The 17716-nt window shown below is 56.8% G+C and carries 16 protein-coding genes; 12 read left to right on the top strand and 4 right to left on the bottom strand.

Annotation, left to right across the window (positions count from 1 at the left end; genetic code table 11):
- A complete protein-coding gene (locus ACFPDR_RS09910) occupies positions 1-2349 on the bottom strand; it encodes a Tex family protein (RefSeq protein ID WP_035270805.1) in 2349 nt (782 codons plus the stop codon).
- A gap of 160 nt (positions 2350-2509) precedes the next feature.
- Here ACFPDR_RS09910 and ACFPDR_RS09905 point away from each other — a divergent pair, with 160 nt between their 5' ends.
- Positions 2510-4564 carry an ATP-dependent DNA helicase gene (locus ACFPDR_RS09905; protein WP_376911085.1) on the top strand — a complete coding sequence of 685 codons (2055 nt, stop codon included), beginning with the start codon at positions 2510-2512 and terminating at the stop codon, positions 4562-4564.
- Between the two features lie 21 nt (positions 4565-4585).
- On the opposite strand, the gene ACFPDR_RS09900 is transcribed toward ACFPDR_RS09905, so the two are convergent.
- Both ACFPDR_RS09900 and ACFPDR_RS09895 read right to left on the bottom strand, forming a co-directional pair.
- On the bottom strand, positions 4586-5065 hold the full coding sequence (locus tag ACFPDR_RS09900) for a hypothetical protein (protein ID WP_376911084.1): 480 nt from the start codon (positions 5063-5065) through the stop codon (positions 4586-4588).
- A 245-nt stretch (positions 5066-5310) separates the two neighbouring features.
- Positions 5311-5724, bottom strand: a complete 414-nt coding sequence (locus ACFPDR_RS09895; protein WP_376911083.1) for a winged helix-turn-helix transcriptional regulator — start codon at positions 5722-5724, stop codon at positions 5311-5313.
- An 89-nt stretch (positions 5725-5813) separates the two neighbouring features.
- Here ACFPDR_RS09895 and ACFPDR_RS09890 point away from each other — a divergent pair, with 89 nt between their 5' ends.
- The 7 genes from ACFPDR_RS09890 to ACFPDR_RS09860 all read left to right on the top strand — a co-directional run bounded on the left by ACFPDR_RS09890 (position 5814) and on the right by ACFPDR_RS09860 (position 12174).
- The gene (locus ACFPDR_RS09890) at positions 5814-6749 is read left to right on the top strand and encodes an NmrA/HSCARG family protein (RefSeq protein ID WP_376911082.1); all 936 of its coding nucleotides are present in this window, start codon (positions 5814-5816) and stop codon (positions 6747-6749) included.
- A 139-nt stretch (positions 6750-6888) separates the two neighbouring features.
- Positions 6889-7254 carry an ethanolamine utilization protein EutQ gene (locus ACFPDR_RS09885; protein ID WP_232466916.1) on the top strand — a complete coding sequence of 122 codons (366 nt, stop codon included), beginning with the start codon at positions 6889-6891 and terminating at the stop codon, positions 7252-7254.
- On the top strand, positions 7251-8576 hold the full coding sequence (locus ACFPDR_RS09880) for an NAD(P)/FAD-dependent oxidoreductase (RefSeq protein ID WP_376911081.1): 1326 nt from the start codon (positions 7251-7253) through the stop codon (positions 8574-8576). Before ACFPDR_RS09885 ends, ACFPDR_RS09880 begins: the two co-directional genes overlap by 4 nt.
- Positions 8577-8624: 48 nt before the next feature.
- Entirely contained in the window at positions 8625-9617 is a 993-nt protein-coding gene (dctP, locus tag ACFPDR_RS09875) for a TRAP transporter substrate-binding protein DctP (protein ID WP_035270797.1), read from the top strand.
- Positions 9618-9637: 20 nt separating this feature from the next.
- A complete protein-coding gene (locus ACFPDR_RS09870) occupies positions 9638-10144 on the top strand; it encodes a TRAP transporter small permease (RefSeq protein WP_247965809.1) in 507 nt (168 codons plus the stop codon).
- 2 nt (positions 10145-10146) lie between these two features.
- Positions 10147-11442, top strand: a complete 1296-nt coding sequence (locus tag ACFPDR_RS09865) for a TRAP transporter large permease (protein ID WP_035270793.1) — start codon at positions 10147-10149, stop codon at positions 11440-11442.
- Positions 11443-11493: 51 nt separating this feature from the next.
- A complete protein-coding gene (locus ACFPDR_RS09860; RefSeq protein ID WP_052362930.1) occupies positions 11494-12174 on the top strand; it encodes a TetR/AcrR family transcriptional regulator in 681 nt (226 codons plus the stop codon).
- 253 nt (positions 12175-12427) lie between these two features.
- Here the strand turns inward: ACFPDR_RS09860 and ACFPDR_RS09855 are convergent, their stop codons facing one another.
- Positions 12428-13204, bottom strand: coding sequence for an outer membrane protein assembly factor BamD (locus ACFPDR_RS09855; protein ID WP_035271413.1), 777 nt, complete (start codon positions 13202-13204; stop codon positions 12428-12430).
- A gap of 116 nt (positions 13205-13320) precedes the next feature.
- On the opposite strand from ACFPDR_RS09855, the gene ACFPDR_RS09850 reads away from it, so the two are divergent.
- The 4 genes from ACFPDR_RS09850 to phbB all read left to right on the top strand — a co-directional run bounded on the left by ACFPDR_RS09850 (position 13321) and on the right by phbB (position 17671).
- A complete protein-coding gene (locus ACFPDR_RS09850; protein ID WP_026484310.1) occupies positions 13321-14286 on the top strand; it encodes an RluA family pseudouridine synthase in 966 nt (321 codons plus the stop codon).
- Positions 14268-15035 carry a peptidoglycan editing factor PgeF gene (gene pgeF, locus ACFPDR_RS09845; protein WP_254002824.1) on the top strand — a complete coding sequence of 256 codons (768 nt, stop codon included), beginning with the start codon at positions 14268-14270 and terminating at the stop codon, positions 15033-15035. Before ACFPDR_RS09850 ends, pgeF begins: the two co-directional genes overlap by 19 nt.
- A 142-nt stretch (positions 15036-15177) precedes the next feature.
- On the top strand, positions 15178-16809 hold the full coding sequence (locus ACFPDR_RS09840) for a PHA/PHB synthase family protein (protein WP_376911080.1): 1632 nt from the start codon (positions 15178-15180) through the stop codon (positions 16807-16809).
- Between the two features lie 124 nt (positions 16810-16933).
- The gene (phbB, locus tag ACFPDR_RS09835) at positions 16934-17671 is read left to right on the top strand and encodes an acetoacetyl-CoA reductase (RefSeq protein WP_088450794.1); all 738 of its coding nucleotides are present in this window, start codon (positions 16934-16936) and stop codon (positions 17669-17671) included.
- Positions 17672-17716: the final 45 nt, after the last annotated feature.

Here is a 17716-nt window from a genome sequence, read left to right as displayed (position 1 = left end):
TTATCTCCGAAGTTTGCTAAAGGCGGCTGCCATAGCACCTGTCGGTGCCGGTTCAGCTTGCCGGTTGGGGCGATTGTTTCCGGAACGGCGCTGGGGAGCGTTGCCGGTGTTGCTGGAACCACGCACAGGGCCGCTGTCGTCGTTCAGGCGCATGGTCAAGCCGATGCGCTTACGAGCTACATCCACTTCCTGGACTTTAACCTTAACGGTCTGCCCAACGCGAACCACATCACGTGGATCTTTGACAAAGGTCTCGGACAGGGCCGAGATATGCACCAGACCGTCCTGGTGCACACCCACGTCCACAAAGGCACCAAAGTTGGCCACATTGGTGACCACGCCTTCCAGAATCATGCCGGGCGTCAAATCGTTCAGGGAGTTGATGCCTTCCTGGAACTTGGCGGTGGTGAATTCAGGGCGAGGGTCGCGACCGGGCTTTTCAATTTCATTAAAAATATCACGCACGGTGGGCAAACCAAAGCGCTCATCCGTGAAGTCGGAAGGCGACAAGCCTTTCAGTGCGCCGGATTTACCCATGACATCGCTGGCTTCGGTTTGCAGGCGCTCCAGAATGCGGGCGGCAACCGGATAGGCTTCGGGGTGAACCGCCGAGGCGTCCAGAGGGTTGGCTGCACCGGGAATACGCAAAAAGCCCGCTGCCTGTTCAAAGGCTTTTTCACCAAAGCGCGGCACTTCACGCAACTGCTTGCGGCTTTGGAAGGCACCGTTTTCGTCACGCCAGGTGACGATGTTTTTGGCCAGCGTGTTGTTCAGGCCGGAAACGCGCGCCAGCAGGGGAGCAGAGGCGGTGTTGACGTCCACACCCACGGCGTTCACACAATCCTCAACTACGGCGTCCAGGCTGCGAGCCAGTTCGCGCTGGTTCACGTCGTGCTGGTACTGACCCACACCAATGGATTTGGGGTCGATCTTGACTAGCTCGGCCAGTGGGTCTTGCAGGCGGCGGGCGATGGAAACAGCACCGCGCAGGCTGACGTCCATATCCGGGAATTCTTGTGCGGCCAGTTCAGAGGCGGAGTACACCGAAGCGCCCGCCTCGGACACGACTACGCGAGTCAAAGGCAACTGCGGGAAAGCGGATTGCAGGTCGGCAACCAGTTTCTCGGTTTCGCGCGACGCTGTGCCGTTACCAATCGCCACCAGTTCAACTTGGTAGCGAGTAGCCAGACCGGCCAGGGTACGAATGGCGCCTTCGCGGTCACGACGGGGCTCAAAGGGGTAGACGGTGGCCGTATCCAGCACCTTGCCGGTTGCATCGATCACAGCAGCTTTCACGCCGGTACGAATACCTGGGTCCAGGCCCAGAACGGCTTTATTGCCGGCGGGGGCCGCCAGCAGCAAATCGCGCAGATTAGCGGCAAACACGCGGGTGGATTCTTGCTCGGCTTCTTCGCGCAGACGGCCAATCAGCTCGGATTCGAATGCTGTCAGCAACTTGACGCGCCAGGTCCAGCGGCAAACCTCGGCCAGCCAATGGTCGCGTGGGCTGGCGTCGGCGGAAAAGTCAGCGCCAATATCGGTCAGCTCGGCGACTTTCAGTACACAAGGGTGGGGCAAAAGCGCATCCTGCTCGGGGTTCAGGCCCAGGCGCAGGTCCAGTGCACCTTGCTGACGACCGCGCAACAAAGCCAGCACGCGGTGAGAAGGCAGTTGGCGCAGCGCTTCGTTAAAGTCGAACCAGTCGCGGAACTTGTCGCCTTCCTGTTCCTTGCCTTCGGCAACCTTGGAGTACAAGTGAGCGGACTTCCACAGATAGTCGCGCATGGCTTCCAGCAGGTCGGCCTGCTCGGCAAAGCGTTCGGCCAGAATGTCGCGGGCACCGTCCAGGGCGGCTTTGGCCGTGTCGATCTTGGCTTCGGCATTCAGATAGCCTTCGGCCAGCGCCACAGGGTCTGCATCCTTCTGGGCCAGAATGGCGTCCGCCAGCGGCTCCAGGCCGGCTTCGCGGGCAATCTGGGCACGGGTACGGCGCTTGGGCTTGTAAGGGGCGTACAAGTCTTCCAGACGCTGCTTGGTGTCAGCCGCCAAAATGGCTTGCTCCAGCTCGGGCGTCAGTTTTTCCTGCTGGCGGATCGATTCCAGAATGGCATGACGACGCGATTGCATATCGCGCAAATAGATCAGGCGCACTTCCAGATCACGCAGGACATTATCGTCCAGGCCGCCGGTAGCTTCCTTGCGGTAACGGGCAATAAAAGGGACCGTGGCCCCGTTGTCCAAGAGCTCAACCGTAGAGGCGGCTTGTTGGATGCGGATGTTCAGTTCAGAGGCCAGTAGCGCCAGAATCTGTTGGTGATCCTGTTGCTGGGCGAGGGTTTCCACAGTCATTTCAGTTATGGGTCCATCGTTGTAAAAGGGTCTGCAAGCGCCGCATTTTGCCATAAAGACCGGCAGCGACCCAGAATTGGCAGGTATCATCTTGTATGTATTCCACTGTGATTGTAGACAGTTCTGTCATTCGTCACCTCTCCCTGAGCGGTTTTGCCCCATGTTGTTGCAGGATTATTCCGATATCTTTTCTCCCCAAGGCCCTCTGGCAGAGTCTGTCTCGCACTATCGTCCGCGGCAGGCTCAGCTGGAGCTGGCCCAAGCCATCAGCGAGACGGTCGCCGAGTCCGGCGTACTGATTGCCGAGGCGGGCACAGGCACGGGCAAGACCTGGGCCTATCTGGTGCCCGTGTTCATGCAAGGGGGCAAAGCGCTGGTTTCGACCGGGACGCGCACCTTGCAGGACCAATTGTTCCGTCGGGATATTCCCCACCTGCGTAAAGCGCTGGCCTTGCCGGTGGATGTGGCCTTGCTCAAGGGGCGCAGCAACTACGTTTGTCATTACCATTTGGAACGATTGGGGCAGGATGACCGTGCCCTGAAGTCCCGTGCGGAAATTGCTTATCTGCGGGCCATCCAGCTTTTTACTGAACGCAGCCGTAGCGGCGACAAGGGTGAGTTGGCCGAAGTCCCGGAGGACGCGGATATTTGGCACCGAGTCACTTCCACACGCGATAACTGCCTGGGACAGGATTGCCCCTTTGTGCGCGACTGCTTTGTGATGAAGGCGCGCCGTCATGCCCAGGATGCGGATGTAGTAGTGGTGAACCATGCTCTGTTCATGGCGGACCTGGCCTTGCGCGAAGAGGGTGTGACGGATTTGCTGCCTAGCGTGGATCTGGTGGTGTTTGACGAGGCACACCAACTGCCCGACGTGGCCACCCGTTTTCTGGGTAGTAGCGTGTCCTTGTATCAATTGACGGATTTGTGTCGGCAGATAGAAGCGGCGGGTCTGGCCCAGGCACGTGAGACCGTAGACTGGAGTCAGGTGGCCCGCAAGCTGGAGCAAGCGGCTCGGGATTTGCATTTGCGCACCGCGTCGCTGGCCGCCCAAGGTGGCCGTGCCACTTTTCAGGCCTTGCCCGAGCCCGAGCTTTTTGACGAGGCGCTGGAGAATTTGCTGGAGACCTTCGACAAGGTCATCAAGATGCTGGCCATGGTGGCTGAGCGCCATCCTGATCTGACGGCGGCGCATAAAAGCGCCTTGGAGTTACGTGCGCGCTTGTTCCAATGGAGCCAGCCGGATCGTCAAGGCCGTCACGCCTATTTGCCAGAAAGTGAAAAAGACGAAGACCAGCCCGACGAGTTCGTGCGTTGGGTAGAAAGTGGGCAGCATTATCTGCGCCTGCACAGTGCCCCTTTGTCGGTCGCCAAGATTTTCTCGCGCTACCGAGGCAAGGAGCAGTCCTGGGTGCTGACCTCGGCCACCTTGTCGGTGCATGGTGATTTCAATCACTTCAAGCGTCAACTGGGTTTGTTTGATGCTCGCACCGAAGCCTGGGCTTCGCCGTTCGACTATCCGAATCAGGCGCTGTTCTACGTCCCCAGCACCTTGCCGCTTCCTAGCCATCCCAACTTCAATCAGGCCTTCGTGGATGCGCTCATTCCGCTGATCAAGGCGGGGCAGGGTGGTGTGCTGGTGCTCTGTACCACCTTGCGCTCGGTCGAGCGGATTGCAGATATGCTGCGGGACCGATTTGATCGGGAAGACATCGAACGCAATGTGCTGCGCCAGGGGGAGCGTTCACGGCAAGTTCTGCTGGACGAGTTCCGTGCCCGTGGCAATGCGGTTTTGGTGGGGAGCGCCAGCTTCTGGGAAGGGATTGACCTGCCCGGTGATGCCTTGACGCTGGTGGCTATCGATAAGCTGCCCTTTGCTCCGCCGGATGATCCGGTGCTGGAAGCGCGTATCAAGGAGTGCAAGGACAGGGGCGGTAATCCCTTCATGGAATACCAGTTGCCCGAAGCCGCCATTGCCTTGAAGCAAGGGGCAGGGCGTCTGATTCGTACCGAGCGCGACTGGGGCGTGCTGATGGTGGGCGACACCCGTATTGTCGAGAAGCCCTACGGCAAACTGCTATGGCGTGGTTTGCCACCTTTTGCCCGTACGCGTGATCCTGCTCGTGCCTTGGCGTTTCTGCGGGAGCAGAAAGCCAGGCGGCAGAGCGCTCAGGTCAGTGATGTGGAGCTGAACGACAGTTCGGAGCAGGCTTGAGCGTATTCCGTCTATTAAAACTTAGGGTAAGGACTCGTCTGCGACGATGTCCTCTGCCACCAGGCCCCATAAGAACAGGCTGGGTGTGCCAGCGCCTTCCAGACTGCCCTCTATCTGCTGAAGAACGGACATGACGGCACTGCGATTGCTGACTGCCTCAAACGCTTCCCGAGTGATAGGCGTAAACCAGCCTTTTTTGAGCACCGCAACCGCCATTGCCAGCGCGACGGAAAACACATGCTGGCCCAGCATGGGGACCTGAACCGTCTCGCCTGCGCGATTGTGCACATCAAACATCTGCTCTTCATCAGGCAGTGCCGCACCCAGGCGCCAGGCCAGTGCCAGCCCGAAGGCTTCGGGAATCATCACGCAAAGTTTGGCCGCACGGACTTCAGACAGGCCGCTGGCTTGTAGTTGAGCGATGCACTCCTCAATGCTTTGATCCTTTGCCAGTACAGGAATGGCTTCTAGTACCCGTGTTTCTGCTTGTTCGCGGTTCATGGAGTATGTTTTATGAAAGGGGCATTCTTGGACATTGGAAAATGTCTGTTTTCATGTTCTTGTGACGTCGGGAAGCGGAGTAGTGGGTCTTACGGGCCAACAACTTAGGACAGGTTTCAGCCATTGCTTGCCACGGTGGAGTTTTGAGCTAGGTGCTGCACAGTACCAGGCACGGGGCACGACATTGTATAAAGTCGCAGCATCATAAGCTTGGACTTCAATTTCGCGTCGTTCTCCGTTCTACATCAAGGCTTTTTGGCATCGTACGTTTGACGTGATTTCTGTATACGCGGAAGGTTCTCTCTGACCCACACATTGATGCCTTTCAGCGCATCGAGCATGTTTTTCCCCATCTCCGTCAGTTCGTATTCCACACGTGGGGGCACCTCGGGAAAATAATGGCGTTCTACCAAGCCATCTCGTTCCAGGTTTCTGAGTGTCAGCGTCAGCATGCGCTGTGTGATTCCTTCCACCTCACGCTTGATTTCGGAAAATCGCAGTCTACGATCACCCGCGATGGCAAGGCGCCAGATGACCTGCACGGTCCACTTGTCACCGAGTCGCGTGCAGACTCCATTCAATGGAATTGGCTGGAAGGATGAGTCGCTGTCGGGTTTCTCCTTGAGAGCATTCGACTCTGCTGGATCTATGGGTTTCATTTTTGTGCCTGAGGTTCAAAAAAGTGCCGTCTTCCGCAATTCAGATATCGAGGAAAGAATACGACATTCTCTTTTTTTCGAGCTGAATCATGAATAAAGTACATCGTCCCATTCTGGTTTTCGGAGCCACAGGCCGGCAAGGTGGATCGGTGGCCAAAGCACTTCTGGAGGCTCACTGGCCTGTCCGCGCCTTTGTGCAATCTCCATCCAAACCGGCTTCAATCGCTCTGCGGGAAGCAGGCGCTGAACTCGTGCAAGGGGCATTGGACGATGCCAATCTTATCGCGTCGGCCATGAAGGATGTGTATGGCGTATTTAGCGTGATGCCTGCGAACCTATCAGCAGAAGAGGAGGTTTGTTATGGCACACGTCTTGCTGATCTGGCGGCAAAAAATGGCGTCGAGCATTTCATCTATTCCTCGGGGGCTAGCGCTGGGGACAAACTGACAGGTGTTGCGCGCTTTGATGCCAAGCCTCTTATTGAGGCACATATTCGCGAACTGCCGCTGACTGCAACCATCATCCGTCCCATGATCTTCATGGAGATGCTTGTGCGGCCGGGCTTTGGCCTGGAGGAAGGGTGGTTGGTTTCTCTGATACACCGTGATCATTCGATCCAACTCACTGCGGTGCAAGACATAGGGAAAATCGTTGCCGCCCTGTTTGCGGACAGGGCACGTTTTGCCGGGATGACCTTGAAGATCGCCAGTGATCGTGTGACCGGCCAGGAGCTGGAGGCCGCCTTTTCTGAGGCCGCAGGTCGCTCTATCACTTATGCCCGACTCCCTGATGAAGTATTAGCTGCCAACGCCGATTTGGGGCATATGGCGTCTAGTCTGGAGGATGGCCCTCTTGCAGAACAGGTGGACCTCGGTCTGATGCGAGAAATCAATCCTGAACTTGTCTCGCTGCGTTCTTGGCTGATGGGAGAAGGGCGTGAAAAGCTGGAAGAAGCGTTGCGCAGAAAACAGCCAAAAGCGCTACCAAGAACCCTGCTTTCAGATCCTGTTACAAGGCTAATTTAATCATTTAAATATAAAGCTCTCCCGCCTGGAACGCAGGGTAATCCCCATCTCTCCACGCATTGACGCGTCAAATTCGGCTCATTACCATCACAACATACAACTATGTATGTTCTAAAACCACTTGTGTTTGGTGATCCACATGACAACAGAAAAAACTTTGCCGCGAGTAATGCATTTTGACGATTTGGTCTTTCAGCCCAGACAGGAAAAACCGGAGATGGCGCAGTTGGCGGAAATCGTGGGTGAGGAAGATGGGACGCCTTTGGGGGCGGGGTATGCGCGCTTGAACCAGGCCCGCATCGAATGGACCGTGCTGTATGACGAGGTCGTGACGGTAATCGAGGGCAGCATGCGCATTCACACGCCGCAGGGCATTCTGGAAGCCGGTCCACGTGATTGTGTGTGGTTGCCCGCAGGCACGCCTTTAATCTACGAAGCAGAGTCTGCCCTGATCCACTACTGCCTGCATCCCAGCAACTGGGCCAGCGCACGGACGGCGGCATGAGCATCAAGAAAATTACGCGTCTGCCGGAGAACGACAAGACCAATGGGTGGAGTCGGCTCCTGGCTCCCCGCACGCCCAAGCCCGCTTTGGCCAAAGACGTGCAGGCTGATTGGGTGATTGTCGGCGGAGGCCTGGCCGGTTTGGCCGCTGCCCGTCGCCTGGCAGAGAACCGCCCCGGTGACAGCATCGTGGTGCTGGAGGCCGATCAGGTGGGGGAGGGCGCTCAAGGTCGAAACTCCGGCTTTGCGATTGATAGCCCTCATAACGTCGGCAGTTCCATGGGCGAACTGGACGCCGCCCGCTCGCATGTGCGCCTGGCGCGTACCGCGATTGCTTATTTAAGAACCCAGGTCGAGCGTTACGGTATCGAGTGCGACTGGAGCCCCATCGGGAAATTCCACGCAGCGGTTTCGGAGGAAGGCGTACGCACAACCTTGAAGCCTACGCTGCAAGTGCTGGAGTCCTTGAAGGAACCGCATGAGTGGCTGGACGGCAAGGCCTTGCACGACAAGCTGGGGTTCAAGCATTTCCGCACAGGAATTTACACCCCCGGTACGGTGTTGCTGAACCCGGCGGGTCTGTCGCGTGGTCTGGCCGACAATATGCCTCCCAACGTTACCGTCTACGAAAAAACGCCCGTGCTGTCCTTGCAGCAAGGCGACGGTGTCACGCTGGAAACCCCCGGTGGCAAGGTTCGTGCAGGCAAGATGATTCTGGCCGTGAATGTGTTCGCCGAGCAGTTCGGTTTTTACAGCGGCAAGCTGATGCCGATGGCGGCTCATGCAAGCCTGACCCGTTGCCTGACAGAAAGCGAGCAGCGCGAATTGGGTGGTTTGCCCAGCTGGGGTTTGACGCCCGCCAATGCCTTTGTGGGCATCACCATGCGTCGCACCAATGACCAACGCATTCTGATCCGCCAGCACATGACTTACGCGCCCAATTTGCGCAGTGATGATGAAAGCCGCCGCCGCGTGCGCATTGAGCACAAAACCCTGTTTGACGAGCGTTTCCCGAATCTAAAGAACGTGGAGATGGAACACACTTGGACGGGCTTTATCTGCCTGTCCCGTAATGGTTCCCCAGGCTTTGGGCAGGTGGCACCGCATGTGTATTCCGCGGTGTGTCAGAACGGGGTGGGTCTGACCAAGGGCACGATTTCCGGCATGTTGGTCGCCGATCTGGCTTGCGGTGTGGACAATCCCTTGATTGCCGATATGCAGGCTTTGGGGCAACCCGATGCCTTGCCGCCACGTCCGTTTCTGGATGTGGGTGTCCGGGCCCGTTTGGGCTGGGAGTTATGGCGGCACCGGGCGGAAGCCTGATAGCCGACGTTTGAACAATAAATTTAAAAGACATACCCAGGAGGAGTTATGAAGCTTTTGAGCAAGACCTTGCTGACGGTGATGTTCAGCCTGAGCGCGGCCACCGTGTCCGCACAGACCATGCGCATTGCAACGGACTCGGGCGCGCAAGGCTCGCCTAGCGGTGATGCAATCGAGAAATGGGCTGCGCTGATCAAAGAGGGTACGCAAGGCGCGGTGTCGCCACGCGTTTTCTATCAAAACCAGTTGGGTGGTCAGGAAGAGGTGTTCGACCAGCATGTAGCCGGTGATGTGCAGTTGATGCTGAACTGGCCCATGACTTCCTACGACAAGCGCATTGCGGTGATCTACACGCCCTACATGTTCACCACCTGGGAAGAAGCCTTGGCCGCGTACCAGCCCGGTGGCTGGTTGAATGAAACGCTGGACGGTATCTACAAAGAGAACGGCTTGAAGTTCTTCGGTGCCTGGCCTGAAGGATTCAATGGCGTCGCCACTAAAGGCAAACATGCGGTGACGGTAGAGGACGCCAGGAACATCAAGGTACGTGTCCCCCCAATCTCCATGATGCAGCAGTCTGTGCAAGCCATGGGTTATCAGACGGCAGCCATTGACTGGGGCGAAGTGTTTACGTCCATTCAGACCGGCGTGGTGGATGGCGATGCAGCCAACGTCATTTATTACGACTACGAATATTTCCGCGACACGCTGGATTACTACGTGCGCAGCAAGCAGCAGTTCATTACCGGTGTGCTGTCCATGAACCTGGAAGCCTGGGAAGCCTTGACGCCCGAGCAGCAGGAAGTGATCCAGACCTCGGCCATCACCATCATGCAAGATCAGTTTTCCAAGGCCCAGGTCGCGGACGCGGCCATTGTGGAGAAGTGGAAAGCGCTGGGTAAAACCTACCTTGAGCTCGACAAGGATCAACTGGCTGCTTTGGGCACCCATGTGCGTGCCAAGGTCTGGCCTGCGATGCACGCTGAAGTGGGCGACAGCATCATGGCCCATATCGAGAAAAACGCCTCGGCTCTCAAGTGAACACCTAGGAACAAGGGAGTATGAATGTGAGTGAGGACCTTCTGATCAAGCGAGGGCCGACCCTGATCGCCCTGGAATGGCTGGCCATTGCGTCCAGCGTTGTGGTGGCGGCAGGTTTGGCCTATGTGGTGGCCGCACGTTATTACCTGAATTGGCCGGCAGCCGGTGTGCACACCATTGTGATGGTGGCGGCGATCTGGCTGTATATGACGGGGGCCTTGATTGCCAGCCAGTCCCGTCAGCATCTGGTGGTGGATTACCTGTCGCATCGTTTGAAGACCCCAGGGGCGCGTGCTATCCATCGTTTCATCGTGTCCGTACTGGTGCTGATCATTGTGGTGGCTTTTGCCTATTGGACCTTGCGCATGTTCATGTGGGGTTCCCGGTTCTCGACCACGATGGCCGAGCTGGGAATTCCTGTCTGGGTGCCGCAAGCCGCTATTGGTCTGAACGCCGCCGGTAGCCTGATCTATGCCTTGCGCGATGTTTATCAGTCTTTGATGGCCTTGCGCCATGGGGGCCATTGATTATGCATGCCGGATTTTCTGTTCTCTTGCTCTTGTTTCTGCTGGGTGTCGGGGTGCCGGTGGCCTGGTCCTTTGCGGGCACGCTGCTGATGTTGACGCTGGTGTATGACGTCAACTTGAACACCTTGATGCTGCAAGGTTTCCGTTCCTTGAACTCTCTGGTTCTGCTGGCTTTGCCTTTGTTCATCATGGCGGGGTACTTGATGCAGGCAGGCGGGATTGCGCACCGTTTGGTGGGTTTTGCCGAAATGCTGGTCAAGAATCGTCGTGGTGGCATGGGGGCCAGCATGGTGCTGGCTTCCGGGGTGTTCGGGGCGATTTCGGGTACGGCCTCGGCGGCGGTGGCGTCCATTGGCACCATTCTGGTCGATCCCATGGAGCAGCGCGGTTATCCGCGTCAGTACTCGGCGGCCTTGCTGGGGATTTCCTCTTTGCTGGGGATTCTGATTCCGCCGTCCATCACCATGATTCTGTTCGCGGTGGTGACGCAGCAGTCGGTAGTGGCGTGTTTTGCAGCCACGATCGGGCCAGGGATTCTGTTGATGGTCGGGCTGACGCTGTTCAACTATGTGGTGGCTGGACGCTGGTTCAAGGAGTTGCCTGCACAGCCTGCTGATGAGCAATCCCGTCGTTCTTCCCTCAAGACCTTGCTTTATGCCGTGCCCGCCTTGTGTATTCCCGCCTTGATTCTGGGTGGTATTTACGGGGGCGTATTCACACCCACGGAAGCTGCGGCGGTGGCGGTTGTGCTGGTGATTGGTATTGGCTGTTTTGTGTATCGTGAACTGACCCTGCGCAAGCTGCGTGACAGCTTCGTTCGCACGGCAGAGACTACGGGCACCGTTATCCTGATCTTGCTGTTCTCCTTTCTGATCGGCCGTATTTTGGTTGCGCAAGGTGTGCCACAGGACTTGACCGCCTTTGTGACGGGTCTGGTGGATAGCCCCATCGGCATTCTCTTGATGGTCAATGTGTTCCTGATTCTGGTGGGCATGATTATTGACGATGTGTCCTTGACCGTGGTGGTGGCTCCCTTGCTGCTGCCTTTGGTGGGCGTGGCCGATGTCAATCCGATACAGTTTGCCGCGATTGTGGCGTGTGCGGTGATTGTGGGTTCCAACAGCCCGCCGATGGCACCTGTGCTGTACATGTCCTGCCGTATCAGCAAGGTGACGGTACATCGTTCCTTTGGTCCGGCCATCGCCATGATCGTGTTTGTGGCTATTCCGATTCAATTGATCACCACCTTCGTGCCCGCTGTTTCCTTGGCGTTTCCACGAATGCTGGGCCTGTTATAAGAGGAGCGCCGGTATACTTTGGCGACTAAAGCGACTCTACAAGCAGGCGATATGAGCGATAAGGAATTGATTGAACGTGTGGCCCAGGCCGGCGCGCTGACCGAGCCCAATGTGCATTTGACGCGGGCGGACTGGCTGGAGGCGGCCATTCGCCTGTTTATGCAGGAAGGCGTGGAGGCGGTGCGCATCACTCGTCTGGCGCAGGTCATGGCCGTCACGCGAGGCAGTTTTTATTGGCATTTCAAGGACAGGGACGATCTGCTGGATGGGCTGGTCGGTTTCTGGGAACAAAAGAATATGCGCTCCACCATGCTGGCGCTGGAGAATGTGGACAATCTGCAAGATGGCATGTTGTCCCTGTTCTCTACCTGGCTGGACGTGTCCCGTTTTGAGCCGGGCCTGGATATGGCCATGCGGGATTGGGCAAGGCGCTCCGAGCGAGTGCGTCAGGCCGTCGCGCGGGCGGACAAGGCCTGCATGAATGCCTTGGCCAATTTCTTTCAGCGTATGGGTCTGGAAGAGATTGAAGCCCAGACCCGAGCCCGGACGACGTACTTTTGTCAGATTGGCTATTACCTGATTGGCCTGCAGGAAGAGCTGGAAGACCGCATGGTGTATCTGGACGACACCATGAAGATTCTGGGAGGCCAGCCCCTGGACCCAGCCAAGGCCAAGGCTTTTGCAGAGCGTATGTATAGCGTGCAAAAGGACAATGCCAAGAAGGTGGGGTGATATTCAGGATGCTCTGGATCCTGTGGGGGCGGGGTGTGTTTAGATGGCTGCAGGCTAAGGAGCTACCTGACCTGTCGTTACTGTTTTGATGAGCAGGGCAGAGCAGACTGGTAAGGAATATCAGCTTGAAGCCGGAAAACTAAAAAGGCCGAATCCTGTATGGGATTCGGCTTTTTTTTGACTAAGTTCTGTGAGGCGTTTTATTGTCGCTTCACAAAGGCAGCCTGTGTTTTGTGCTGCTTTGCCTAAAGGTTTAGAACCAGTTAATCGGGTTCCAGTAGTTAACCTTGGCATCCAGACCGTCCTTGAAGTAGGTGGAGTCCGGGAAGTTCTGATCCATCACGCGTTTGGTGGTGTCACGCAGCTCGGTTTGACCCATCTTGTCGTAGGACAGGTACATCAAGTACAGCGCGCGTTCAGCAATAGGCACGCCCTTGAAGTCCGTAATCACGGTTTGCGCACGGTTCACAGCAGCCACGTAAGCGCCACGCTTGTAGTAGTACTCGGCTACGTGCACTTCGTTCTGGGCGATGGTGCTGACCAGCCAGGTCAAGCGCTTGGCGGCATCCGGTGCGTAACGGCTATTGGGGTAGCGTTGCAGCAGATCGTTAAAGGCTTCGTAGGATTCACGCAGACCTTTGGGGTCACGCTCGCTGGGGTCCTGTTGGGTAATGTTGGACAGGGCAGCGCTAGGAGGCGTAAAGGAGATCAGCCCTTTCAGGTACAGCATGTAGTCGGTACCGGGGTGGCTGGGGTACTGCTTCTGGAAGCGGTCGATAGCGGCCAGGGCTTTGGCAGGCTCCTCGTCTTTCCAGTTGATATAGGCTTGGTCGATCAGCGATTGCTGTGCGTAAGTGCCAAAGGGGTAGCGGGACTCGACGGCTTCCAGGCGGGTACGCGCGTCTTTCCAGTTGCCGGCGGACATTTCTTCACGGGCGTCTTTATACAGGCGCTCGGCGGTCCAACCCGAGGTGGGGTCAACTTCTTTTTTGGTAGTGCCGCAGCCAGCAAGCAAAGTGGCAGCCAGCATTAATGCGGCTACGTGGGCCAGCTTGGTACCACGAATACGTGGCAAGTTCAGGTTCAGGCGAGTCACAAAAGCGTCCTTGGTGTTAGCATTGCTGCTCAATTATATGATTTGTCGCCATGCCTGACACAGATACTGAAAAAGATAGTGTTGTTTCTTCCGACGCACTGCGTTTTATCCTTCCCATCACTGCGTCTCCCGATCGTCTGGACAAGACTTTAGCGCGTTTACTGCCACAGCATTCGCGCAGCCGTCTACAGTCCTGGGTCGAGAGTGGGCATGTTCTCGTCAACGGCCAGGCCGTCAAGGTCAAGCATACGGTTTACCCCGGTGATACCGTGCTGGTCTGGGAGCAACAGGCCCCAGAAGACATGGCCTTCGAACCCGATGACGTGGACTTCGAGATTGTGGCTCAAAGCGACTCCTGGCTGGTGGTTAACAAGCCAGTGGGTCTGGTCACGCATCCTGGCGCGGGTAACTGGCGTGGCACTTTGCTCAATGGTTTGCTGTTTCGCTTCCCCAATCTGCGTCAGGTACCCCGTGCCGGTGTTGTACACCGGTTGGACAAAGACACTTCCGGCTTGCTGGTCGTGGCCCGCACGGAAGTCGCACAAACTCACTTTGTCCGACAACTGCAAGAGCGTAGCATGGGACGCCAGTATCTGGCGTTGGTCCATGGCGTCTTGCCGGGCCAGGGCTCGGTCGATGAGCCGATTGGACGCGATTTGCGCGTGCCAGTGCGCATGAGTACTGGGCCGTCCGTCGCTCCCAAGCATGCTGTAACGCATTATCAAATGTTGCGTCAGGGTTATGCAGGCGAGGAAGCGGTGACCGAGGTGGCTTGCCGACTGGAGACAGGGCGTACCCACCAGATTCGTGTCCACCTGAGCTCAATCAAGCATCCTCTGCTGGCCGATACCTTATATGGTGGCCGCGTTGTCGCGGGGGCGCAGCGCCAAATGCTGCATGCCCATGTGCTGGAGTTTGATGATCCCGATACGGGCGAGCGCCGTCGCTTCTCGGCGGAGCCACCGTCTGACTATCAGTCTGTTGCAGAGGCGATTGAATGGCACACTCAAAGCTGATTCCTGGTGTTAGCGGCCCCGAACAAGCGGGGCTGCTTTATTTCTGTACGACTCGGGCTGGGGGCGTCAGCCAGGACGAGCGTGACAGCCTGAATCTGGGCCTGAATACCGGCGACGATCCGGAGCGGGTGCAGGTAAATCGCCAGCGGCTGGCGGACTTCCTGGCTTCGGAGCCAGTCTGGCTGGCACAGGTACACGGCACAGATGTGCTGGATGCAGATCAGGATGTGTTGCCTGCCGTGCCCAGAGAGTTTGATGCTGCCATCACTACACGCCGGGATCGTACCCTGGCCATTCTGACCGCCGATTGCCTGCCGGTGGTGATCTGGGACGAGCAATCTCAGGTATTGGGTGTGGCCCATGCCGGTTGGCGTGGTCTGCAAGCCGGAGTCCTGGAGCGTACCTGGCAGGCGATGGCCGCCCGTTGTCCCCAAGCGCAATCCTGGCAAGCCTGGATTGGTCCGGCAATCAGTCAGGAGCACTTCGAAGTCGGGCAGGAGGTCTTTGATGCCTATGTTCAGGATGAGCCGGAATTGGCCGCCTTTTTTATTCAGGGAAAGCGTCCTGGAAAATGGCAGGCGGATTTGCCCGGTATTGCCCGCCACCGTTTGGAAAAATTAAGCCCTGGAAAAATGACCGTGCACTTAAGTGGCTTGTGTACGTTTCAAGAGAATGGATTGTTTTATTCCTACCGCCGCTCGCCCTTGACCGGCCGACAAGCCACCATTGCTCGCTTGAACCTGCTTTAACGGTTTTTTGATCGTATTAAATACGATATGGAATCTTTAATTCCGTCTATTGGCGTGCCAGCCTAATTAATTACCCCAATTGACTGCTTTTGTTACGAACGTCATGCTCTAAGCGTATTTGCAATTCGTTTACAGGTGGCAGATGTCGAGTAACAACAGAGCTTTTCAAGGTTTTGGCAAACCGATCGATGCCACCCGCTGTGCTGAACTGCAAGCTCGTTATATGCAACAGTGGCAGGAGTTGTGGGACCAGGCCCAGCGCGGTGCCTTGCCACCTCCCCAGGATCGCCGGTTTGCGGATGCCGCCTGGCAGAGCAATCCCACCGCCTTGTTCAATGCCCATATCTGGCAGCTTAGCGTTCAGGCCATGAACGAGATGCTGGACTCGATGGAGCTGGAAGCCGCGCAGCGTGAGCGCCTGAGCTTTTCCATGATGCAGTGGGCTGAGGCCATGTCGCCCAGCAACTATTTGATGCTCAACCCCCAGGCCCTGCAAACGATGATGGATACGGGCGGCCAGTCCGTGCTGGAAGGGATGTCCAATTTTATGGACGACTGGCAAAAAGGCCGTCTGACACAAACGGATGAAAGCCAGTTTCAACTGGGGCAAAACGTGGGAACCACCCCCGGTGCCGTGGTGTTCCAGAACGATATTTTTCAACTGATTCAATACGCACCTACTACCAGCATGGTCCATGCCGTGCCCTTGCTGATCGTGCCGCCTTGCATTAACAAGTTCTACATTCTGGACCTGCAGCCGGAGAATTCCTTTGTACGCCACGCTCTGGATCAGGGGCTGACGGTATATCTGATGTCCTGGCGCAATCCCCAGCCGAATGACGCGGCCCATATCCATGCACTGAGTTGGCAGGATTATCTGGAGCAGGGCGTGCTGGAGGCGATTCGTGTCAGCCAGGAGCTGTCGGGCCAGGAAAAAATCAATACGCTGGGCTTTTGTATCGGTGGCACCTTGCTGGCCAGCGCTTTGGCACTGGCACGCGATAAAGGTCAGGACCCAGCCGCTTCCATGACCTTGCTGACCACCATGTTGGATTTCACCGACGTGGGCATGCTGAATGTCTTTATCGATGAAGCACAGGTTGCGTTTCGGGAGTGGCAGTTGGGGCAGGGTGGATTGCTCAATGCCCGTGAGCTGGCCAGTACCTTTTCTTTCCTGCGCCCCGCCGAGCTGGTTTGGAACTATGTGAACAGTAACTACTTGCAGGGTAAAAAACCACCTGCCTTTGACTTGCTGTACTGGAACTCCGACGGCACCCATTTGCCCGGTCCTTTCTTTACCTGGTATTTGCGCAACACCTATCTGGAAAATCGTCTGGTTCAAAAAGGTGGTGTCCCCGTGGGGGCGCACCGCGCCGATCTGAGCCAACTGGATTTGCCTGTGTACCTGTATGGCTCCAAAGAAGACCATATCGTGCCCTGGCAGTCGGCCTATGCGTCCTTGCAGGCCTTGCCTGCGGCCCAGCATCGTTTTGTGCTGGGAGCCTCGGGTCATATCGCAGGCGTGATCAATCCGCCTGCCAAGCAGCGCCGTAATTACTGGGTGCTACAAGATGGCGAGCCAGTCGCCACGCTGGATGCCCAGCAGTATATGGAGCGGGCTCAGTCCGTACCTGGTAGCTGGTGGTCCGATTGGATTGCGTGGCTTGCACTCTTGTCGGGTACGCGGCGTCGCGCAAAACGTCGTCTGGGCCATGCGCGTTATCCCGTGCTGGAGGATGCGCCCGGCAGTTATGTGAAAGTGCGCGCCAGTTAATTTTCAATTTTTCAGGTTTCGGGAGCAGGGCGGTCTGCCTGCTTCCATTATCCCGACGCCAGGCTTTTTCATTGCCCGGGCCGGCCCAGGGATCGAGCTTTGTCACCCCTTTCAGGAGAAGTATATGAGCAGCAAAGTAGCTTACGTCACTGGTGGTATGGGAGGGATAGGGACAGTCATTTGTCAGCGTCTGGCCAAAGACGGTTTTACCGTTATTGCAGGCTGCGGCCCCAACCGTGATTTTCAGAAATGGTTGGGCGAGCAGGCCGAGCTGGGCTACACATTTCATGCTTCGGTGGGCAACGTAGCAGACTGGGACTCGACCGTTGAAACCTTTAAAAAGGTCTTTGCCGAGTTTGGTCGTGTGGATGTTCTGGTCAATAATGCCGGGATTACACGCGACGGTACCTTCCGTAAAATGAGCCAGGAAGACTGGCGTGCGGTAATCGACACCAACCTGAACAGCCTGTTCAACGTGACCAAACAAGTCATTGATGGCATGGTAGAGCGCCAATGGGGCCGCATCATCAACATCAGTTCAGTGAACGGGCAGAAAGGGCAGTTTGGGCAGACCAACTACTCCACGGCTAAAGCCGGGATCCACGGCTTTACCATGGCTCTTGCCCAGGAGGTTGCCAATAAGGGGGTGACGGTCAATACTATTTCCCCCGGTTATATTGGTACGGACATGGTGCGTGCGATTCGCCCCGACGTTCTGGAGAAAATCGTGGCGACCATTCCAGTGGGCCGTTTGGGTACACCGGATGAAATTGGCTCCATGGTGGCCTGGCTGGCCTCGGGTGATTCCGGCTTTGCCACGGGTGCGGATTTCTCCTTGAACGGTGGCTTGCACATGAGCTAAGGCTTGTTGCAGTGCATAGCGCGTGTTTTTGATTTATAGATTAGG

This window comes from Alcaligenes sp. GCM10023179 (genome assembly GCF_042653705.1).
GTDB lineage: Bacteria > Pseudomonadota > Gammaproteobacteria > Burkholderiales > Burkholderiaceae_B > Alcaligenes > Alcaligenes phenolicus.
This window is presented reverse-complemented; position numbering and strand designations above follow the sequence as displayed.